The following is a 22,451-nucleotide window of genomic DNA, read 5'->3' on the forward strand; positions in this document are numbered from 1 at the left end:
CTGTACCAGAAAGCCGGTGGTTTGCACGAAACCCGGCAGGCGTGTAGGGGGCCCGCCAAATCATAAATCACCTCAATTAAACAAGTATCAAAAATATTTCCATTATTCAGCCAATTTCCCTTCCAGCCAGTGTTCAAGACAAATATAATACAGCTTGGAACCCTTAATTTCCTGGACTAACTCAGCAGCTACTTCTCGAACCAAATCAGGTTTTTTCTTATCCAATCCTATGGCAATTTGCTGAAAACCATTGGCCACATTAACTAATATTTGTATTGGTAATTTGTTCTTTTCTGCATAAATAATAGCATTTTTTGTCAAAATTTTAACTATTTCAAAATGCTTTAATTCAATATGACAAACCAGGCTTAACCAATGTGCATACATAGTTAAATCCTTTCTGGCTTCAATATTAGAGTTTATTATTTGATTAGAAACTTGTAGTGCTTTTGAATAATTCTGAATCTCGATTAAGGCCATTAATTCCAGCATCCAAAATGTAATTTGGTCCTCTTCTTCAAACACAATAACATGATCTTTGACCAATCTTTTCAGCACTTCTACATTCTCTAGCGACTGTTGGAACTTACCGGAATATAAAGCGATAATGATTCGATGAAAAAGCACAATTTTCTTCAATCTGAATTCATACAGCTTTGAAATGGTGTTATTATGTCGTAAAATGAGTAAATCAGCGTAATCGACCAACCTGGAAACCTCGTCGAGACGTCGTCTTTCGATGTTCAAACTTATAAGACGGTTCACGAGGGGGAAAAATTTATGCAGAGGCAAGTCTTCACCAAATTGTCCGGCCTCCAGTCCGTGAATGGTTTGGGACAACAATTCGATGCACTCTTCCGACTTATTAGTAATCCAATACAGCCGCGAAAGCACCTCTACCCGTTGAAGTTTAGCCAGTCCGGAAAGGGCAGCCTCCGGATGAGCGATCAATGGATCTTGCGAAAGCAGGTCAATCTCTTGCTTTCGTTCTTCGGGCAAGGCATCGCCAAAATTCTGATGCGCCCAAACCAACCTGTTTCGCCCATAGTAATAACTTAGTAAATTATCGTATTGGCTTAAGGCATTCTTTCTTAACTCCGAAATTTCCGCGTTACGTTCCGACAATTCCTTAATTCGAATGCTTTGCAGCAGCAGATACTCTTCCATTTCTATCCATTCCAGCAAATGGGTTATTCTTTCATTTTTCAATGCCAGTTGCTTTTCCTTTTGTATTTTTTTGTCGGCAGTATCAAACATCCACCGGCCAATCATGATGTGAGTATCGGCCATGGCCAAAATATTCTCAAGATAGGGAAGCTTATCTTCGTAGTAATTGCGGAGGGAACGAACAATTAAATTCTTCAGGTATAACTTAGTTACCCCCAGTTGCTTAACAAACTTCTCTTTTCTAAACTTGTTTTTAATTTCCTGCTCATCATACACCTCCAACTTATCAATAGCATCAAAGAGTTTAGTATAATTTCCATTCGCAGAATCGCTATGCAATTTCGAGAATCTTCTAAAATACCGTTTCTCACTGGTTGACAAAGACTTAATGAGAATAAATAATTCGTCGTTCTTTTTCATGAAATTTCAGACTACAAAACTAAAAACAATAAGCATTCATCTATAAATTAATCCGATTTGGTCTTTAATTTTTTTACGCTCATCTGAAATATAACCATCTGAAAAACAAAGCACTGTCTATGCAACAACTTAAAATCGCTTAGTTTAGATTTTTAATCGACTAATTTGAAATTTTTATTTATTTAACCAACCTAAATGAATTCTAATATATCTTTGACCTGCAATTAATTTTGTGATTGGTAGGGTAACCTACGTTCCGAGTGGACGTTTCCCCAACTATTATAGCCGCTTTGGGGTAGAATTGCGGCTTGGGGAAACAACCTCGGCACTTCTTTCAACCATGTTTTAGGCAAATTCAAGATTTAAGGCAAGATTAGCTTTATGGGAAAATATTCCCGGAAAAATCACGGTTGAATTCTTTCGTGTTATTCCAATAATTTGCTGTTACACTCTTGGTATTTTACCTATTTTCGCACCCGCAAAATATTCTGAATGGCTAAAGTTACCATAGACGGAAAAGAAATAGAAGTTCCAGACGGAACCACCATTTTAAATGCTGCAAGAATGATTGGTGGAGAGGTTGTACCTCCTGCCATGTGTTATTACAGCAAATTAAAAAACAGTGGAGGGAAATGCCGTACCTGCATCGTAAAAGTATCTCAAGGTTCAGCAAAAGATCCGCGTCCAATGCCAAAACCGGTTGCCTCATGCCGCACAACCGTAATGGATGGAATGGTTGTAGAGAACATTAGCTCACCTGAGCTTCTGGAAGCCAGAAAAGGAGTGGTGGAAATGCTTTTGATTAATCACCCGTTGGATTGTCCAATTTGTGACCAGGCAGGAGAGTGCGATTTGCAAGATTTGGCATTTGCCCACGGATCCTCCAAAACCCGATACGAAGAAAAACGCCGCACCTACGAGAAAATTGATATTGGGCCTTACATCCAACTTCATATGAATCGCTGCATCCTTTGTTACCGCTGCGTATTTACAGCCGATCAGCTTACAGACAAACGTGTGCATGGCGTACTTAACCGGGGCGATCACGCTGAAATTTCAACCTATATCCAAAACTCAATCGACAACGATTTCTCAGGAAACATGATTGATGTTTGTCCGGTTGGAGCCCTCACCGATAAAACCTTCCGCTTCAAAAGCCGTGTATGGTTTCTAAACCCGATGGACGCCCACCGCGATTGTCCAAAATGCAAAGGAAATGTGGTTCTTTGGATGCATGGAAAAGAAGTTTACCGGGTTACCGGTCGCAAAGACAAATACGGTGAGGTGGAAGACTTTATCTGCAACACCTGCCGCTTCGATAAAAAAGATGCCAACGATTGGATCATTGAAGGCCCAAGAAAAATCGAAAAAGATTCGGTTATTTCAGCTAACCATTACACGCTTTTGAATAAAACCAAAGCCCAATTGAAAGCAGCTCAAAAAGCACAATTAGAAAAATAAGCATTCCCTGAACAATACAATGGATTTACTCATTTTCAAAATCATTCTAATCGCAGTTATCCTCGGTGTTACCCTGGTAGTTGCCATGTATAGCACCTATGCCGAACGCAAAGTGGCCGGTTTCATGCAAGACAGGCTTGGTCCAAATCGGGCCGGACCATTCGGTTTGCTGCAACCCCTTGCCGATGGTATTAAAATGTTCATGAAAGAGGAAATTATCCCGGATGTTTCCAACAAAGCCCTTTTTATTCTCGGTCCTTGTATTGCAATGACAACTGCTTTAATGACCGGTGTGGTTATTCCATGGGGCCCTGATTTGGTATTTGATGGAAAACATTTCCCATTGCAAATTACTGATGTAAACATTGGCGTTCTGTACGTTTTTGGAGTAGTTTCCATCGGGGTTTATGGCATAATGATTGGTGGCTGGGCTTCGAATAACAAATATTCATTGCTGGGCGCCATTCGGGCTTCTTCCCAAATGATTAGCTATGAGGTCGCTATGGGACTTTCCATGATTGCTATTATTATGATGTCTGGAACCCTTAGCCTTCGCGAAATTGTTGAACAACAATCCGGTGGCAATTGGAACATCTTATATCAACCCTTAGCATTTATCATTTTCATTGTATGCGCCTTCGCCGAATGTAACCGTACCCCCTTCGACCTTCCCGAGTGCGAAACCGAATTGATTGGTGGTTACCATACCGAATATAGCTCCATGAAACTGGGATTCTACCTTTTCGCTGAATATATCAATATGTTCATCAGCTCAGCTATCATTTCCTGCGTTTTCTTCGGTGGTTACAACTTCCCTTTCATTGATGGTTTAGGATTAGACCAAAACCTACTTTCAGCCCTACACGTTATGGTGCTGTTCGGTAAAATCTTCTTCTTCATCTTCTTCTTTATGTGGGTGCGTTGGACCATCCCCCGGTTCCGCTACGATCAATTGATGAATTTAGGGTGGAAAGGTTTATTGCCTTTATCCATGCTGAACATCATCATTACCGGTATTGTGATGGCGGTTACTGGAAAGTTGGGATAAGCTTTTTTATTAAGACTTAAACTAAAGGATCAGGGATTAAATTTCCTGGTCCTTTATTCTTTTATCGAATTCCATTTTCCAAGTTTGTACCACTTTAATTTCAGCAGCATCCGGATGATTAGGATTGATAAGGAAATTGTATTCAAACGGAACAATTGCACTTGGGACTTTTAGAACGGCTGCTTCATTTCTACTTACAAAGGTATCCCCAATTTTTTGAGAAACCGTGCCGGGCGGCTTAGAATCCCATCCCAAAGGAAGATCCAATCTGTTAAGTTCCAAAATCAAGAGTTTATCCGGAATATCAAGTTCAACATAATAACGATCGTTAGGCAAATCTTCACTTAAATCCAAATGAACAGTTACCTCCACAGTCGCCAAAGCCCTGCTTTCGGAAGTATAAACCATGCGGGTGTGAAGCCCATTCCATCTAAAACCGGAAGATAAAGAAGCACCCAAACCAAGCAAAGTGGCAGAAAGATGCTTTTCACGTTCAATTCTAAATACTCGCATAAAGGCTATTCCAATATGGTGATTAAGCTAATGCACCAAATTCCAAACGATCCAAACAAGATTTGACTTCCTCCAAACCGGAAACAGTGTCCATTAATTCAATGGGAGATTGCCCTTGTAAGGAAAGATTTGGTTTTCCTAACCAACGAAGGAATTTATCCTCCTCTCGGTTAAATACCTCCGTTCCATAATCCAGTAACTCGATGATAAGTAACACCAATTCCGTATTCCGGCTATCCAGGAAGGAGTGTTCACTTTTCCTTTTGTTGTAGGTAGTTTGAGGCATTCCTACTAACCCAAGAATAGCTTTTATTGGACGATTCATGCGATCGCCTAAAACCTCAATGCTGGAAACAGGAACCCCTTTGCGAATTAGGTTAATACGTTCTGATCGGGTTTGCCAGGAATAGGTGTTACCCTCTGATTTAAAAAGAGATTTTCGGTAATAGGCCTTTGCAAAGCCAATATCCTCAACAACCGGCTCTGAATTACCATCTTCAATTTTATAGGACTTTATCGGCATTGCAGCAATCTTGCTCCAAATATACAACAATTTTGCTTGTCTTTTCTATTTTCAATAAATTTTACCTTCCTTGTCTATCTTTTTTACAAAAGCCCTACTTTTGTTGCACATGTCAAAGCTGGTATTACTTTCTTCTGTTCAGCTACGTCACACGATTTCTCGTCTTTCTTATCAGCTTATTGAAAACCACGGAAATTTTGAAGACTCAGTAATTGTTGGACTTCAGCCTCGTGGGGTTGTCTTTTCAAAACGAATTGTGGCAGAAGTTGAATCCATCCTAGGTCATTCTATTACATCGGGCACCTTGGATGCAACCTTTTACCGCGACGATTTCAGACACCATAAAGGTCCAATTATACCCAAAACCTCTGATCTAAACTTCCCTATCGAAAACAAAAAGGTAATTCTCGTAGATGACGTACTTTTTACCGGCCGCACCATACGAGCCGGAATGGATGCCCTCCTCGACTTTGGCCGTCCTTCCTTGGTGGAACTAGTGGTACTTATCGATCGAAGGTATGCAAGGCAGGTTCCGGTACAACCCGATTTTACCGGACGAGTAATTGATACCATTTCTTCCGAAAAGGTAAAGGTGGAATGGAAAGAATCTGAAGGTATTGATCAAGTAATTTTATTTTCACAGGACATTACAGAATGAGCAACCTAAGCCAAAAACATCTGCTAGGAATAAAGTATATCACCAAGGAAGATATTGACCTTATTTTTCAAACAGCAGATGGTTTCAAAGAGGTCATTAATCGTCCCATTAAAAAAGTACCTTCCCTCCGCGATATTACCATTGCTAACCTATTTTTCGAAAACTCCACCCGTACCAAACTCTCCTTCGAACTAGCCGAAAAACGCCTTGGAGCTGACGTAATCAGTTTTGCAGCTTCTTCATCTTCCGTAAAAAAAGGAGAAACCCTTATTGATACGGTAAATAATATCCTGGCTATGAAAGTTGATATGGTGGTGATGCGACATTCCAGTCCGGGAGCAGCCGTTTTCCTTTCTCAAAAAGTCAATTCCATCATTGTTAACGCCGGCGACGGGGCACATGAACATCCAACACAGGGTTTACTCGATGCCTATTCCATCCGTGAAAAACTCGGTAGCGTTGAAGGAAAAAAAGTAGCTATCATCGGTGATATCCTCCATTCCAGGGTAGCACTAAGCAATATCTTCACCCTGCAAAAATTAGGTGCCGAAGTCATGGTTTGCGGCCCCACCACACTCCTGCCTAAATACATTGAAAGTTTAGGCGTAAAAGTGGAAACCAATCTCAAAAAAGCCCTGGATTGGTGCGATGTTGCTAATATGCTTCGTATTCAACTGGAAAGACAAGACATTAAGTTTTTTCCTAGCATCCGGGAATATGTTATGCTTTATGGCCTTAACCGTGAAATTCTGGATAATCTCAATAAACAAATCGTAATAATGCATCCGGGACCTATCAACCGGGGGGTTGAAATAAGTTCTGATGTTGCAGACGGTGAGCATTCCATCATCCTACAGCAAGTTGAAAACGGAGTTGCTATCCGAATGGCAGTCCTATTCCTTTTAGCAGGAAATCGTTCCTAAGGAATTAGCTTTTCTAATTTATTACCCAATTCACTTAATGGAAATTCCTTTTCCAAAATGAGTTGTTGACCATCCAATAAATAAGCAGTTGGGGTTTTATGAACCATGTAAAGTTGTGCCACCTGGGATTTCCAACCTCCCAAATCGCTCCAATTTAACCATACCAACTTCTTCTCCTGAATAAATTTCAGCCAGGTGCTGTAGTCCTTATCCAACGAAATAGCAATAATTTCAAATCCTTTGCTTCGATACTTGGCATACAAATCCAATAATTCCGGCACATCCGCCTGACAGTGAGAGCAGGTTGAAGACCAAAACAACAACAGCGTGGCCTTTTTGCCAAGATTTTTCGACAATTCCTGAGCCTGCATACTGATGTCGGGCGCCTTAAAATCCGGTGCTTTATTCCCCACCGATAACACCTTGAGTTTACTCACCTTGTCGGCAGTTTGGGGCTTTAACAAAGACTCACAGCTCGAAGCATAATTCTCAGCCAGATAGGATAACATCTCTTGAGGCCCCTTTTCTGCAAACAAATCCATTAAATAGGTAAGTACCAATTGTCGGGAATCTTCATTGGGGCCTACCAATTGCAATACATGATTTACACCAAACTTAAAACCGGCCAAATCCAATTGAACATAACGCAACAAATACTGAAATATAAAGTCTTCCCATTTGGGATTTTGCAGGTAACGCGGATCTTTAAAATTTACCAAATCGAAATAATGCAAATGCAAGTAAGCAGTTTCAGTGTCGTACTCTTTATTGGTCTCCTTGCTGGATTCCTTCAATGAAAACAGGTAAAAATTTGCTAAAACTTCCGAAACATAGGTATTGGGAAATTCCTGCTTGAGCTTGGCAATTTTCGAGTTAAATTTCAATTTCAATTCTGCTACATCCGCCTCTTGCTTATTCATTTTAGAACGATAGCGAGGATCAAATTCATCAAAGATGGATGATTTCATCAGGCTATCCATTTGGCGTTCAAACTTCAGCTTCAATTCTTCCAAACCTGCCCAAGCCTCCATTTCTTTGTTCTGCAAAGCAAAGCCCGTTTGGAAAACCTGCTCATAGCTTGCTTCCAACTTATTTAAAGGCTGTGGACCTAAAATTAGGGTGGTTTTTACCCCAAGCTTCAATCCCAATTTATAAAACCCTTGAGGATAGTCCTTGGGAAACTTGAAATTCCCATCCTTGTCCAATGCCACACTATCCACCAATTTCTCTTGCTTTCCTTGTTGAGACCACAAATACAACCAAGGAAACTTAGCCGCTTGTCCATGTTTAACAGTTCCTTGAATCAAGCCCGACTGCGCTTGGGTTTCCAAACGAAAAAGTGAAAAAAAACCGACTAAGAAAGCAGCCGAAACAAGGTATTTCATTAGCAGAAAATTTTTCAAAGATGGGTAGGATTAAATGAATTGGCAAATTTCTTACAAAATTCCCGAATTTCATTTCTAACCCTCCTAAACTCAGATTTAATTTCCTCTTCTGTACCAATTAATTTCGACGGGTCCGCAAAATTGCAATGGATGCGATCTGCTCTGTTTGGAAAAACCGGACAACGTTCATTGGCATGATCACATACCGTAATAACCGTAGAAAAATGTATACCAATATATTCGTCCACCAAATTAGAGGTTTGTTTGGAAATATCCACCCCATCCTCCAACATAACCCAAACAGCCATGGGATTTACACCATGCTTTTCAACCCCTGCACTAAAAACCCTGGCCTTATCCCCAAGAAACTTCCTTAAATACCCTTCTGCCAACTGACTTCTGCAACTATTCCCTGTACATAAAACCAATACATTGGGCAAGTCTTCTTTCATTAAATACTCAAATTAAAATTAACAACAGCTTGGTCCACAACCACATGGTTTTGGCTTTTCACCATAAACGGAAATACTAAAAATCCCGTTTTTGCTTTTTTGCAACTCCTTCATTTCCTCCTTACTAAGGTATTTCTCCAAAATATCAGTTGGAATATTTATTTCCTTTTCCTTTTGTATTCTTACATTTTCAAATCCGGCCGCTTGAATAAAATTCAGGTATTTTTCTTTAGAAATTGCACCTGAAACACAGCCGGCATACATTTCCATATCAGACTCTAAGGATTTTGGTAAGTCACCTACCAATACCACATCTGAAATGCTAAAATGTCCGCCCGGTTTCAATATCCGGAACATCTCTTGAAAAACCTTTTCTTTGTTTGGCACCAAATTCAACACACAGTTACTTACTACCACATCGGCACGATTAGATGCCAGAGGAATATCTTCAATATCACCTAAACGAAACTCTACATTTCGATAGCCTAACTTGTCTGCATTTTCCCATGCTTTATCAATCATAGCAGGTGTAAAATCAATTCCAATTACTCTACCATCTTGTCCAACCTGATTTCGGGCTACAAATACATCATTTCCGGCTCCACTACCTAAGTCCACAACCAAATCTCCGGGCTTAATCTGTGCAAATTGAGTTGGCAAACCACATCCCAACCCTAAATCCGCCTCGGAATGATAACCTTCCAAACCTTCATAATTATCGGTCATAATATTGTATACTTCGGTAGAGCAGCCTCCACTTCCACAGCAGGATGACTGATTAGCATCCTTTGACTGGCCGGCTATTTCACTATATTTTTGCCTAACCATTTCTTTTAACATTTCCGGATTTTCCATTGATTCAACTATTAATTTAACAACAAGTATTATTTTGCTGAGAACTCTTATTCATCACTTCCTTCAAAAACACATTCAATTCTTGTAAGGTTTCAAAATCTGCACAATAGCAAATGGAATTACCACTGATACGACCCTTTATCAATCCGGCATTTTTCATTTCCTTCAAATGCTGAGAAACGGTTGGTTGTGCCAAGGGTAAATCGTCAACAATATCTCCACAAATGCAAGAATCGGATTGCAAAACTCTTTCCAAAATGGCTACTCTGGCCGGATGACTCAAGGCTTTGGCCATGGCTGCCAGGCGATTGTGCCTACTCGAAAAATGATCTGATTTAGAAGCTCCCATATTTTTATATTGCAATATTACGATAAATAAATAAACAAACACTTCATATTAACATTTTTTTCTTGTTAACCTTCCTTGGAACCTCTCCATATTATTGCTTACTTTTGAAAATCAATTTCATTATGAAACCCCGTATTTACTTATATATGCTTGAACTCCGCCTGACATTTCTTCTTATTATTCTTTCTTCGGCTATTGTATCCTCTCAACCCTTTTTCCATTTTAACGATAGTGTTACCGTTACTAAAAACGGCCAAACCCTCGCCAATCCTTGGGCGGGGGGACTTAACTTTGTCCAATTCTCCGAAATTGACCTCAACCTCGACGGAAAACTAGACCTTCTAGCCTTCGATCGAAGCGGGTTCCGTATCAATACCTTTATCAACCAAGGAAATGCCGGACAAACCAATTACAGGTTTAATCCTTTCTATTCCTACTTCTTCCCAAAAGCTGAAAGCTGGATGCTTCTTCGCGACTACAACAACGATCAAAAAGCGGATATCTTTACCTACCGGGTTGGTGCCGGTGCCATAACCATTTGGAAAAATACAAGCACCTCCGATACACCCACCTTCGATATTGCTGTTCCCCTGCTCCGCTCCAACTACCTGCCTAATATGCTCAACCTCTATGTAAATGCAGTAGACATCCCCACCATCGACGACCTGGATTACGATGGGGATTTAGACATTCTCACATTCAATGTACTCGGAGGATTCATGGAACACCATAAAAACCTTAGTGTCGATAGTTTTGGAACACCCGATTCCCTGTCCTTCCGTCTTCAAACTTCGTGCTGGGGAAAAATGATGGAAAACGCAACCGGAAACTCCGTCCACCTCGATACTTGCAGCTTCCTTGACTTTTCCCAAATCCCCGAAGACCCAAATCCACTTTTCCGACATTCCGGCAGCACCAGTTTTGCCATCGATGCCGACCAGGATGGACTTAAAGATTTGGTCATCGGCGACCTCTCCTTTAATACCCTAACCATTCTCTATAACGATGGAACCCTCGATACCGCCCATATCTATTCCCAAAACCCCGCCTTTCCAACCTCGAATCCCGTAAACCTGGAAGTTTTTCCTGCCGGATTCTACCTCGACCTCACCAACGATGGAATTAAAGACCTCGTTGTTAGTCCAAACGTTACTTCCCTTGGTGCCAACATCGAAAACAATTGGTTCTACAAAAACAACGGCTCCAACGATTTACCCAACCTCTCCCTCCAATCTAAATCTTTTCTGAACGGTGGTATGATTGAAGTGGGTGAAGGTGCTTACCCGGTTCTGGTTGACCTGGATCAAGATGGCCTTACTGACCTGGTAATAGGGAACAGGGGCTATAAGAGAACCGGCGAAGATTACGTTGGAAAAATTGCCTATTACAGAAACATCGGTAATGCCGAACAACCATCCTTCGACCTGGTAACCGACGACCTCGCTAACCTCGGCCTGTTTGGATATGCCAATCCTTATCCGGCTTTCACCGACCTGGATGGTGATAGCGACTTGGATATGCTGGTTGGCCGTTACCAAGGCACCTTCGACTATTATGAAAACTCCGCTCAACCCGGAAACCCTCCCCAATTTACCTACCTCGCCGGAAATTACCAAAACCTCTTTGTCGGACAAAACTCCTTTGCGGCACCCCAATTCTTTGATGTAGATAAAGATGGATTAGTAGATCTCCTGGTAGGTGAATACAATGGTAACCTTAACTATTTCCACAACAACGGAACCCCTACCAACCCTCAATTTTCCCTTGTTTCGGATTTCTTCGGACAAATTAAAACCAATAGTTTATACACCTCTCTGGGTTATTCAACACCATGTATGTTCCGAACCAATGGAGTAACTAAACTCTTTTGCGGAAGCGAAGACGGAACCATTTACTACTACGACCAAATTGACGGAAACCTGGAAGGAACCTTCCATACGATTTCAAAATCTTACCAAAACATCGATGAAGGGACCCGAACAGCCATTAGCCTGGCCTACCTCAACAACGATACCTTATTAGACATGGTTATTGGAAATTATGCCGGTGGAGTAAGTTTGTATTTCGGCACCTCCGATAGCCTGGGAATCCCCTATTCTACCCCAACTACCCCATATAGCCTGGCCGGATTACAAATCTATCCAAACCCGGCACATGAAAGCATTCAAATCAAATCACCCGAAGAAAGCCCTACCTTCTCCTACCAAATTTTCGACGTCATGGGTAAGCAACTTTCCCAAGGCTTGGTGAAAGGCAATCAAGAAGCCATTTCCATCCAAAACCTTACCCCCGGCATTTACTTTCTTTCGCTATCTAAAGGAAATGCCTGCAAAAACCTGAAACTGGTTGTAAATTAACCCCATCAACCTCTTGCATGGAAGCCCTGTTCGCCGATGTAATTATGCCTCTGTCTATTCCAAGGTTGCTCACCTACCGGGTGCCTAAGGAAATGTGGAACGAAGTGTTTCCGGGCAGCAGAGTCATTGTTCAGGTGAAACGAAAACTCTATACCGGTATCGTTCGAAACTTACACCATCAAGTGCCCGAAGGTTGGGAAGCCCTCTACCTGGTCTCCGTTCTCGACATAGCTCCAATTCTAAACCCCATCCAACTTGAGTTCTGGGATTGGCTCTCCTCTTATTACCTCTGCTCTCCCGGCGATATACTCAACGCCTCCCTCCCCGGACACCTTCGCCTAAACAGTGATAGCATGGTGGTTCTTAGCGCCGAAAACACCTCCCTACCTGAAAACCTCAGCCCCAAAGAAGAAGCTATCTTCATCGCTCTTCATGAAAAAGGTAGTCTACCCATTTCAGAAGTTGAAAAACTACTGAATCAGGTTACGGTCATGCAACATATTAAAAAGCTGATGGACAAAGGTTTGGTAACTATCAAGGAAGAAATTAAGGAGAGCTATAAACCCAAAATGGAAGGCTTCGTCTCCCTGAATGAAGCCATTGACCAGGAACAACTCGGACTTTTACTTGATAATCTGGAAAAAAAAGCCCCTAAACAGGTCGATGTTTTAATGCGCTTCCTGCAAAAAGGACAACCCTTTTCGAAAAACAAACAGGAAGTTTCTAAATCCGATTTAATTAAAGGTCTCGATGGTGCCGATACCGCCCTTAAAGCACTCGAAAAAAAAGGGATATTGCTCCTGTATGAAAAAGAAGTTGGTCGGTTTGGTTTTGTAGCTGAAATCCAAGCTATTTCAGAGTTATCGCCGGTTCAGGAAGAAAAATTAAACGAAATACACCAACTTTATCAAAACAAATCGGTAGTGCTTTTGAAAGGTGTAACCTCCTCCGGCAAAACAGAAATCTACATCAGGCTAATCGAACACGTTCTTCAATCCAGAAACGAAATTCTCTACCTTCTCCCTGAAATTGCCATCACCGCCCAAATCATTTCCCGACTACGTAAAGTCTTCGGTCACCAGGTTTTAGTTTACCACAGCCGACTCTCTCAAAACGAACGGGTCGACGTTTGGCGGGAATTGATACAACGTCAACAAAAAAATGAAAAATTGGTCATAGTTGGTCCCCGGTCTTCCCTGCTTTTGCCATTTTACGACCTGGGATTAGTTATCGTTGATGAAGAACACGACCCCAATTTTAAACAGCAGGAAAATCCAAGGTATCATGCCCGTGATGCTTCCATCTGGTTGGCCCTCAAACATAAGGCTAAAGTGTTGCTTGGAAGCGCTACACCTTCCATCGAAAGTTGGTACAACGCCCAAACCGGAAAATATGGCTTGGTAGAACTTAATACCCGATTCGGGGGGGTGGCTTTGCCCGAATTTAAGGTCGCCGATTTAAAAGACCTGAACAAGAAAAAACAAATGAAATCCATCTTTTCTCCCGAACTGCTGGAAGCCATTAAAACCACTACCGAAAAAGGAAAACAAGTAATGCTGTTCCAAAATCGCCGGGGATTTTCACCCAGTGTGGAATGCCAAAGCTGTAGCTGGATGCCTCAATGCACCAATTGCGATGTTACTCTTACCTACCATAAAAACAGCGGACAACTTCGCTGCCATTACTGCGGCTATAGTTCCGTTGTGCCTACTGTTTGCTCCAACTGTGGCGATACTCAAATAAAAACCGTGGGCTTTGGTACCGAAAAAGTAGAAGAAGAATTATCCATCTTTTTTCCCAATTTGAAATTAGGCCGTATGGACTTGGACACCACTAGAAGTAGGGCGGCATACGACCGGATTTTCTCGGCCTTCTCATCAGGAGACACCCAAATTCTTGTCGGCACACAAATGATTTCCAAGGGTTTAGACTTTGCTAATGTAGGCCTTGTAGGTATCCTAAATGCCGATGCCATGTTGGGTTTCCCCGATTTCAGATCCTTCGAACGAGCTTACCAAATGTTGGTGCAGGTAAGTGGTAGAGCAGGTCGCCGTAAAGAGGCCGGACAGGTCATTATTCAAACCAAAAATAAAAACCATCCCGTGCTAAAATGGGTCATGGAACAAGATTTCACTTCCTTGGTGCAGCACGAGTTTATGGAAAGACAAAAATTTTCCTATCCTCCTTATTGTCACTTAATTAGCCTCAGTTTGCGCCATGTCGACAACCGTTTGTTGGATAGGGCCGCTTTCCAATTTTCAAAAGATCTCCGTCAGTTTTTTGGTGAACGCGTGCTGGGTCCGGCCTATCCGGTGATTCCCCGTATTCGTAATCAGTACCAAAATTGCATTATGCTGAAGATCGAAAAAAACGCATCCTATGCCCAGGCCAAAACCATTTTGCGCAATTGTATAGACAAGTTTAAAGCCTCCGAATTTAGGGCGGTTCAGGTCAGTATCGATGTGGATGCCTAAGCAACCTATTCTGGTTTTTATTTCTTTATTCTTAATACCTATTTGGCGGGCCCCCTTCCGCCACCAACCGGCTAAAAACAACCCTTCTAAAGTGCAAGTGGCGTTCGGGTCACGCTTTCCGCAGTACTCCTCGCCCCAAAAGGGTTTGGGGCTGTGGGGTACTTGCTCCAATCGTTGCCCGGGAGAGCCGTGCAAGTTCGGTTTGGAGATGGAAATCATAGCATTTTCTTTTAACCCAAAATCAATAAAACCATACGTTAATCCCGAATTCCACAAGAAGTTAAACTTCTTTTGGAATTTGGGTTAATACCTGCTTTTTGCCGCTTGCATGGTCTGCATTTCGGGTAGGGATAGTAGCGGAAAGCCCACAGACGACCGCGGCGCTAGCCAAGGAAGGCGAGGACTTGCAGCGGATAGCCCGACCAGCCGCATAGACTAAACCCTTATCTTATGCAATACTCCAGGGCGGCTGGGACCCGCCAAAAAATTCTAAAAAATAAAAACCATTATGCTGCCTTTTTCTTAGCAACCCACTCTTTTACAACCTCTTCCAATAAATTCAAAGGCAAGGCACCATTGGTTAACACTACATCGTGGTACTCCCGAATATCGAATTTATTGCCTAGCTCCTTCTTTGACATCTCCCTTAGTTCCAAAATTTTAAGCATCCCAATTTTATATCCGGTAGCCTGACCGGGCCAAACAATGTAACGCTCAATTTCCTTTCTGCAATCCTCTGCCGGATTAGGAATATTTTCCATGAAATACTTCAAGGCATCCTCACGGGTCCATTTAAAATAATGAATGCCGGTATCAACAACCAATCGGGCAGCCCTAAAAATCTCCATCGACAATCGGCCAAAATCGCTGTAAGGGTCAGAATAAAATCCTAACTCCTTTGGAATAAGCTCGCTGTAAAGTCCCCAACCTTCTATATAGGCTGTGTAAGAACCCATTTTTCGAAACATCGGTATTCCTTGCAATTCCTGAGCAATACTTAGCTGCATGTGATGACCTGGAATACCTTCGTGATAAGCCAAAGCCTCCATTTGGTAAATAGGTTGATCGGCCATGCTATACAAATTAATATAGTAAATTCCTGGTCGGGAGCCATCCAAGGCCGGATCTTGGTAAAAAGCTCCACCAGCCGATTTCTCGCGGAAAGGCTCCACCGCTTTTACCACCATTTTTGCATTGGGCTTGGTAATAAACAAGGCATCCAGCTTGGTTCGCATCGCATCAACAATAGCTGTTGCTTTGTCTTTATATGCTTGCTTCCCTTGGGCAGTATTAGGAAAATAAAACTGTTTATCCTCCCGCATGAAGGTGTAAAAGTCCTGAAGATTATCGTTTTTAAAATTCACTTTCTTCATTATTTCCTTCATTTCAGTTTGAATTCGGGCCACTTCCTTTTTACCCAACTCATGAATTTGTTCGGCACTTAAGTCAGTGGTGGTGGTGTTTTTCAAAGCTGCATTGTAAAAGTCCTTGCCTTCGGGAAATTTCCACGCACCATCATCGGTTGTGGCCTTCTTTTCCAATTCGGTAAGGTAGGCAACCAAACGCTGATATGCCGGCTTCACTTTTTCAATCAAGGCCTTTTCTGCCTTGGCTTTCAAAGCAATCTTTTCCTCGGGCTTCATATCTTTCAAACTATCAATTTTTGTGCAGATATCCTGATAAATGGCATTGTTTTCCTTGGATTGATCGAATGGTTTACCCGACAAAATATTCTTGCAATCGTTGAGCACCTGAGGAAAAACAAACTTGGGAGGTATAATCTTCTTCACCTCCCTAATTTTCAGGTTAATCAACTCTTGTTCAAACACTTCAGGTATAGCTTCCAAGCGGGAAACATAACATTCGGCATCCTTCTTTTCGGAAACAGTGTGGATATTAATCAGAAAGGAAGGCATTTCGGAATGGAAACCACCCATTTGATTAATGGGATAGTTGTGGAAGCGCCATTTATTATTGGCCACTGCGTTGTTTACATTCAATTCATAAATACGGTAGCTCAGTTTGGTTTGAGCATCCAGGGCGTCAAAATCAATACTATCCTTGAGCTTTTGCAAATTTTCTTGTGATATTTTTAATTCGGTTTGTCCGAAAGCATCACTGCGATTGTTCCATTTGTCATAATCATATTTATAACCCAGGTAGCTTTGATACTCAGGGCTTCGCTCTACCGATTCAACAAACCAACGTTCGAACAAGGCATTGGCCTTTTTACTTTCAGCGGCAATTTCTTCGGCCGTATAGGTTTTGGGGCCGCTATTACAGGCTCCTAAAAACAATGAAACGATTAAAACAATAAATGGAAACTTTTTCATCAAATAAGGAAAAGAAAGTTAGAAGGGCAAAAATAGAGTATTCGGAATAGGATAGGTAACAAAATAAAACTTGTTCAAAAACCGACAATCTTTACCTTTATCCCATGATTTCAAAAGGTAGTACGATCCTGTTTTTAGTCTTGTTAAACCTGAGTTTTTCACTGGTTTCACAAAACCCTGTGAATTTAGATCAATATAACCTGGAACGTAAGCAAATCGGTTCGGCATCGATGGCCGTATTAGGCGGATTTGCATTGGGAAACCTGGCGATTGGAATTCCAAATGCCATTCAGCTAAGCGGAAAAGACAAGTACTTCAACGAAATGAATTGCTATTGGAATGTGGTAAACTTAGGCATTGGTATCGGTGGCTACCTCAGCAATCAACGAAAAGCAACCCAAGGATTAAATCTTGACCAAAGTATTGCCGAAGAACGCAAAACCATGAAAATATATGGAATTAACGCCGGATTGGATGTGCTTTACATGGGATCAGGTTGGGCCTTGATGGCATTTGCAAACAAAGCTCCTAAGGCAGAACAACGCTTGTTAGGATATGGTGAAAGTTTATTGGTGCAAGGTGGTTTCTTATTGCTGTACGACTCCACCATGTTGCTCCTGCATGGTTTACACGGAAAAAAACTGCAAAAAAAAGATTCCGGACTTTCCCTTTCCTACCAAGGGATTGGAGTGCAATATAGGTTTTGAACCGGGTCATGTGAAACAATATTTTGTAAATGAAGTTTCAAGCCCAATACCTTTGGTCCGAAAATTTGTGAATTAAACTATGAATATGAAAGAATTGGTGGAGCGTTTTCCCACCCAACTGAAAGAGGCGCTGGCAATTGCACAATCCAAATCATTTAAACCAAGTAATAACCCCATTCAACAGGTGGTTGTTTCCGGACTGGGTGGTTCGGGAATTGGAGGAACAATTGTAGCCGAGATACTAGCCAATTCCTTACGTGTTCCTGTTTACATAAATAAAGATTATGCCATTCCTGCTTTTGTTGGTAAAAACACCTTGTTTGTAGCCTCCAGCTATTCCGGAAATACCGAAGAAACCTTGGAAGCTTTAGAGAAGGCTATACAGGCCGGGGCTGAAATTGCCTGCATCACCTCAGGCGGGAAATTACTCGATATTGCAGTACAATCCGGCTATAACTACCTCCAGGTGCCGGGAGGAATGCCACCCCGCAGTTGCCTTGGGTATTCCATGGTGCAACTGATGGGTGTATTTTCCAAATACCAACTCAGCGATTACCCCTCTCTGGAAAAAGTAGATGCAAGCATTAGACTATTAGAGTCGCAAAAACAAACCATACAAGAACAGGCCATGCAAATGACCGAGTTCTTAATGAACAAAACCCCGATTATTTATACCTCTTCCGGCTTTGAAGGCGTTGCTATTCGCTTGCGTCAACAACTGAATGAAAATGCAAAAGTGTTATGTTGGCATCATATTATTCCGGAAATGAACCACAACGAATTGGTAGGTTGGACCGTTCCGAACGATCAATTGGCCGTAGTTTACCTTCGAAGCGGAAATGAATATTCACGAACAGCCGAACGTATTGCCTTTTTGCAAAATGTAATTTCCAACTACACTCCCCATCAGTTATCCATTGTTTCTCAAGGGGCATCGGCTATTGAGGAAGCATTCTACCTTATTCATGTCAGCGATTGGGCTTCCGTTTATTTGGCCGACAAACGCCAGGTTGACGCCATGGATATAGATATTATTTACAAACTTAAAGACCATTTATCCACTTTTTAAGTATGCAACAAGCCACCGTTCACAGGCTAGGCTTAATCGACTATCAAGAGGCCTGGGATTACCAGTTGGCTTTGTTCAAGGCTACCATCGACCGTAAACTAATAAACCGAGATTTACCGAAAGAGCAGCAGGTTCCAACCGAAAACCATTTCGTTTTTTGTCAACACCCACATACCTATACCTTGGGCAAAAGTGGCGACGATAAGCATTTACTGGCCAATGAAGCCTTGTTGCAGAACATCGGAGCCAAATTTTACCACATCAACCGGGGCGGCGATATAACTTACCACGGTCCCGGTCAACTGGTAGGATATCCCATTTTTGATTTAGATAATTTTTTTACCGACATACACAAATTTATGCGTTTGATGGAAGAAGCAATCATTCGATTTTTAGCCAAATACGGCTTAAAAGGCGAACGTTGGGAAGGCTTTACCGGGGTGTGGCTGGATGTAGATAAACCTTCCCGTTGCCGAAAAATTTGCGCCATGGGTGTCCATACAAGTCGCTGGGTTACTATGCATGGCTTTGCCTTGAATGTGAGCACGGATTTAAGCTATTTCGACTATATCATTCCATGCGGCATTGAAAACCGGGGTGTTACTTCCCTGGAGAAGGAATTGGGACAAAAGTTTGATTGGGAGCAAGTGCGTTTGGAGGTTTTGAAAGAGTTTGAGGAAGTATTTGAATTTGAAGGGGTAAATCAATAATATTTTTTTGGAAACGTAGCGTTCATCTTTCAAGCCAATCTGTGGCCCCGCTTTCCATTGCAAGTCCGGCCAGCCCACTTGCCATCGCATTCGGGCTTTTCATTGCAATCGGGTTTAGACCCGTAGCTTTTTCGCTTTCAAAGGGGGGAGGGGTATTTAAGCCCTTGCATAATCAAGCTCTTTGGGCAATTTTTATTAAAAAATGAAATCAGGCTTTCCAAATTATAAATTAGGCCATTCAATATAAATTATCTGTTTTAGGTAAAAACATCAGACTTACATTTGCTTTATGGAAAAGCCATTATTGGAAAACCTTCACATTAAAAATTTTAAATCTATAAATGATTTAAAAATTGATGGTTTCAAACGAATAAACCTATTCTTAGGAAAACCAAATGTTGGAAAATCCAATATCCTAGAAGCTTTGGGTTTGTTGGCTCCTCATTACTATCAATCGAGTGGAATTGTTGATTTCAACAACCTCGTACGATGTGATTCTTTAGGATCTCTATTTCATTTTGGAAACATAAAAAAGGAAATTTCAATTATTGCAAATAATAACGATTTCGCCTATTATGGGGAACTAAAGGATTATGGTGTTGTTTTTGATGGATTTTACAGAAATTTAGACAAATATTCTGAAGATTTACTTCTAAAGTTCCCAAATATAAAAAATACACTTCCATATGAAATACCAGTAAACGGCATTTGGTTGGCAATTGGAGATAAACTTCAAATAGATTCTTGGGGACGTGGAATATTTAATATCGACTTAAAAGAATATTTCCCCTCCATTAAACGCTACAAGTTTAGTAATTCTGAAACATTTTCATCAGGAGAAAAATACAAAGAGAACTTCTTAATGCCACCTTTTGGTAAAAACATTCTTTCTATGAATGTGAATTTTCCTGAATTAAGGAAGGAAACCATTTCACTTTTTAATGAATACAAAATTGAGGTTGTTTTCGACCAGGCTTCTAATGCATTAAGAATTCAAAAACGTTTGAATGAAAACGAGGTATTTGGAATGTCATTTGGGATGATTTCTGACACATTAAAGAGGCTTATTTTCCACCTAGCAGCCATTAAATCTAACAAAAACAGCTTATTAATTTTTGAAGAGCCGGAAGCCCATTCATTTCCACCTTACATGATTAAGTTCGCCCAGGAAGTAATTAATAGTGAAACTAATCAATTTGCAATTGCCACTCATAGTCCCTATGTAATTACTGATTTTTTGGAGGACGCCTTCAGCGATACAGCCATTTTTGTTGTTTATTATGAAAACAATCAAACAAAAGTAAAACAGCTTACAGATGCAGAGATGCATGATGCCTTGCAACATGGCGTTGATATTCTATTAAATATTGAGAATTACATTCCTCAATCATGAGTAGTGATTTATATATCATTCCTGAATGTTATGCTGATACTTTATTGGTAGAATCCTTAGCTCATCCAAAACAAGGATACAATCACCAAAAAGGCAGTGGTACTGTAGGTAGGAAAATGCAAACAGTTTTCCAAAATCAATTTGCCTTAGGTATAATTGACAAGGATGAAAAAACATTAGATTATTTGAAAAACCATTTTAAGTTGGTTATTCAAGGTAATGAAATTCAACTTTGGCGTCACAAAGAAGATACAATTCATCAATGGATCATTCAAATTTGCCCGGAATTAGAGCCTTGGCTTTTAAAGAGGGCAACAGAATCCGGATTAACTGAAACTAACTTTTCATTTTTAACAAATAGAAAGTCTATTGATAAAAGACTTAAATCACTTACTAGTAAGAGAGACCAAGAAATTCGTAATTTTTACAATGAATTGATAAGAAGAAATAATCCTATCATTCTAAAACTTCAATCTTGGATCATCTATTTGAAACAAAAACAATACCTGGCAATTATAGAAGATATTGAGAGATTTTGACTTTTTCTAAACTTGGTTCTATTAACTCAAGCAACTTTGAAAAGTACAACTTAGAATTCATTTTTTGCTGATTATGTAATCACCTTAATTTATTAATGCCGACAAAAACAGGAATTAACTACCTAGAAATAATCAAGCTAACCATTGCAAATCCCAGAACAATGCAAATTGAAACACCGCCTTTCAATTTGCACAATTTTAACTACGGTAAAGACTCTCTTTTGCTTTACTTCTCATAAAAATGCATTTCCTTCAGGTACTCCCAAACGGCCGGTGAAAGAAAGTGGCGCACATCCTTTTTATCATGAATGGCTTGTCGGATAAAAGAAGATGAAATCTCAACCTCAGGAGCCTGGACCAGGGAAAAATTAGGGTTATTGAGCAAGGCGTGCCCCTGGAACCCGTTTCTGGGATATACTAAAATGTGGTAATGTTCGATAATGGCCTCGTAATTTTTCCATTTATGAAAATTCTCCAAGTTATCACTGCCCATGATGAGGGAAAAGCGATACTGAGGATATTTTTCGCTTAGGTGAGCCAGGGTGGTTACAGTGTAGGAAGGGGTAGGAAGATCAAATTCAATGGTAGAGGCTTTGAGTTTGGAATAATCACCAATAGCCAGCTGAACAAGTTGAAGGCGGTGGTGGTTAGACAACAGGCTTTCTTTGGATTTAAACGGGTTTTGGGGAGAAATTACCAACCATACTTCATCCACCGGACCAAACTCAGCGATGTAATTGGCAACCACTAAATGTCCCACATGCACCGGATTAAACGAACCGAAGTACAAACCTATTTTCTTGTTTTTCAAGCCCTTCTAAAATTTTCTACAAAAATATTTACTTTTTGGTAGCACGAATCATTTTCTATATATATTTGCACCCCCAAAACAATGGGAGCTTAGCTCAGCTGGTTCAGAGCATCTGCCTTACAAGCAGAGGGTCACTGGTTCGAACCCAGTAGCTCCCACCAATAAAATCAAGGGTTTCAGAAGGTAACACAACTGAGGCCTTTTTTATTTGCGCATTATTTGCGCATTATTCCTTCATTTTTACATTAATAGGAAGATTATTCAAACAAGTAAAACATATTACTCCAAAGTTTGTATTAATTAA

20 protein-coding genes and 1 tRNA gene are annotated in these 22,451 nt (G+C 40.9%); 12 read left to right on the top strand and 9 right to left on the bottom strand.

Features of this window, described 5'->3' with window-relative positions:
- Positions 1-102: 102 nt before the first annotated feature.
- Positions 103-1,587, bottom strand: a complete 1,485-nt coding sequence (locus K1X82_04550) for a hypothetical protein (GenBank protein MBX7181361.1) — start codon at positions 1,585-1,587, stop codon at positions 103-105.
- A gap of 492 nt (positions 1,588-2,079) precedes the next feature.
- On the opposite strand from K1X82_04550, the gene K1X82_04555 reads away from it, so the two are divergent.
- Positions 2,080-3,048, top strand: coding sequence for a (2Fe-2S)-binding protein (locus K1X82_04555; GenBank protein ID MBX7181362.1), 969 nt, complete (start codon positions 2,080-2,082; stop codon positions 3,046-3,048).
- A gap of 19 nt (positions 3,049-3,067) precedes the next feature.
- Positions 3,068-4,096, top strand: coding sequence for an NADH-quinone oxidoreductase subunit NuoH (nuoH, locus tag K1X82_04560; protein MBX7181363.1), 1,029 nt, complete (start codon positions 3,068-3,070; stop codon positions 4,094-4,096).
- A gap of 36 nt (positions 4,097-4,132) precedes the next feature.
- On the opposite strand, the gene K1X82_04565 is transcribed toward nuoH, so the two are convergent.
- Both K1X82_04565 and K1X82_04570 read right to left on the bottom strand, forming a co-directional pair.
- A complete protein-coding gene (locus K1X82_04565) occupies positions 4,133-4,609 on the bottom strand; it encodes an RES family NAD+ phosphorylase (protein MBX7181364.1) in 477 nt (158 codons plus the stop codon).
- Positions 4,610-4,631: 22 nt separating this feature from the next.
- Positions 4,632-5,132, bottom strand: coding sequence for an MbcA/ParS/Xre antitoxin family protein (locus K1X82_04570; GenBank protein ID MBX7181365.1), 501 nt, complete (start codon positions 5,130-5,132; stop codon positions 4,632-4,634).
- A gap of 109 nt (positions 5,133-5,241) precedes the next feature.
- On the opposite strand from K1X82_04570, the gene pyrR reads away from it, so the two are divergent.
- Both pyrR and K1X82_04580 read left to right on the top strand, forming a co-directional pair.
- Positions 5,242-5,790, top strand: a complete 549-nt coding sequence (gene pyrR, locus K1X82_04575; GenBank protein MBX7181366.1) for a bifunctional pyr operon transcriptional regulator/uracil phosphoribosyltransferase PyrR — start codon at positions 5,242-5,244, stop codon at positions 5,788-5,790.
- Complete coding sequence (locus K1X82_04580) at positions 5,787-6,713, top strand: aspartate carbamoyltransferase catalytic subunit (GenBank protein MBX7181367.1); 927 nt, start codon at positions 5,787-5,789, stop codon at positions 6,711-6,713. The genes pyrR and K1X82_04580 overlap by 4 nt, the downstream gene beginning before the upstream one ends.
- Here the strand turns inward: K1X82_04580 and K1X82_04585 are convergent.
- The 4 genes from K1X82_04585 to K1X82_04600 are packed head-to-tail and all read right to left on the bottom strand — an operon-like array spanning position 6,710 to position 9,754.
- Entirely contained in the window at positions 6,710-8,098 is a 1,389-nt protein-coding gene (locus K1X82_04585) for a TlpA family protein disulfide reductase (GenBank protein ID MBX7181368.1), read from the bottom strand. The two genes, K1X82_04580 and K1X82_04585, sit on opposite strands and share 4 nt — an antisense overlap.
- Positions 8,099-8,112: 14 nt before the next feature.
- Entirely contained in the window at positions 8,113-8,550 is a 438-nt protein-coding gene (locus K1X82_04590; protein MBX7181369.1) for an arsenate reductase ArsC, read from the bottom strand.
- Between the two features lie 18 nt (positions 8,551-8,568).
- A complete protein-coding gene (locus K1X82_04595) occupies positions 8,569-9,405 on the bottom strand; it encodes an arsenite methyltransferase (GenBank protein ID MBX7181370.1) in 837 nt (278 codons plus the stop codon).
- A 16-nt stretch (positions 9,406-9,421) separates the two neighbouring features.
- Complete coding sequence (locus tag K1X82_04600) at positions 9,422-9,754, bottom strand: metalloregulator ArsR/SmtB family transcription factor (protein ID MBX7181371.1); 333 nt, start codon at positions 9,752-9,754, stop codon at positions 9,422-9,424.
- 122 nt (positions 9,755-9,876) lie between these two features.
- On the opposite strand from K1X82_04600, the gene K1X82_04605 reads away from it, so the two are divergent.
- Positions 9,877-12,111, top strand: a complete 2,235-nt coding sequence (locus tag K1X82_04605) for a T9SS type A sorting domain-containing protein (protein MBX7181372.1) — start codon at positions 9,877-9,879, stop codon at positions 12,109-12,111.
- Positions 12,112-12,128: 17 nt separating this feature from the next.
- Positions 12,129-14,585, top strand: coding sequence for a primosomal protein N' (gene priA, locus K1X82_04610; protein ID MBX7181373.1), 2,457 nt, complete (start codon positions 12,129-12,131; stop codon positions 14,583-14,585).
- Positions 14,586-15,091: 506 nt separating this feature from the next.
- Here priA and K1X82_04615 read toward each other — a convergent pair.
- Positions 15,092-16,918 (bottom strand): DUF885 domain-containing protein, encoded by a 1,827-nt coding sequence (locus K1X82_04615; protein MBX7181374.1) that lies wholly within the window; start codon positions 16,916-16,918, stop codon positions 15,092-15,094.
- Between the two features lie 104 nt (positions 16,919-17,022).
- Between K1X82_04615 and K1X82_04620 the strand changes: the two genes are divergently transcribed.
- The 5 genes from K1X82_04620 (at position 17,023) to K1X82_04640 (ending at position 21,336) form a co-directional block, all read left to right on the top strand.
- On the top strand, positions 17,023-17,625 hold the full coding sequence (locus K1X82_04620) for a hypothetical protein (GenBank protein MBX7181375.1): 603 nt from the start codon (positions 17,023-17,025) through the stop codon (positions 17,623-17,625).
- Between the two features lie 79 nt (positions 17,626-17,704).
- Positions 17,705-18,694 carry a bifunctional phosphoglucose/phosphomannose isomerase gene (locus K1X82_04625; protein MBX7181376.1) on the top strand — a complete coding sequence of 330 codons (990 nt, stop codon included), beginning with the start codon at positions 17,705-17,707 and terminating at the stop codon, positions 18,692-18,694.
- Positions 18,695-18,696: 2 nt separating this feature from the next.
- Positions 18,697-19,404 (top strand): lipoyl(octanoyl) transferase LipB, encoded by a 708-nt coding sequence (gene lipB, locus K1X82_04630; protein ID MBX7181377.1) that lies wholly within the window; start codon positions 18,697-18,699, stop codon positions 19,402-19,404.
- 289 nt (positions 19,405-19,693) lie between these two features.
- Positions 19,694-20,797 carry an AAA family ATPase gene (locus K1X82_04635; protein MBX7181378.1) on the top strand — a complete coding sequence of 368 codons (1,104 nt, stop codon included), beginning with the start codon at positions 19,694-19,696 and terminating at the stop codon, positions 20,795-20,797.
- Positions 20,794-21,336, top strand: coding sequence for a hypothetical protein (locus tag K1X82_04640; protein MBX7181379.1), 543 nt, complete (start codon positions 20,794-20,796; stop codon positions 21,334-21,336). The genes K1X82_04635 and K1X82_04640 overlap by 4 nt, the downstream gene beginning before the upstream one ends.
- 226 nt (positions 21,337-21,562) lie before the next feature.
- On the opposite strand, the gene K1X82_04645 is transcribed toward K1X82_04640, so the two are convergent.
- Positions 21,563-22,147 carry a nicotinate-nucleotide adenylyltransferase gene (locus K1X82_04645; protein ID MBX7181380.1) on the bottom strand — a complete coding sequence of 195 codons (585 nt, stop codon included), beginning with the start codon at positions 22,145-22,147 and terminating at the stop codon, positions 21,563-21,565.
- An 83-nt stretch (positions 22,148-22,230) separates the two neighbouring features.
- Between K1X82_04645 and K1X82_04650 the strand changes: the two genes are divergently transcribed.
- Positions 22,231-22,308, top strand: a tRNA-Val gene (locus K1X82_04650).
- Positions 22,309-22,451: the final 143 nt, after the last annotated feature.

The organism is Bacteroidia bacterium, from assembly GCA_019695265.1.
In the GTDB taxonomy this organism is placed as follows: Bacteria; Bacteroidota; Bacteroidia; order JAIBAJ01; family JAIBAJ01; genus JAIBAJ01.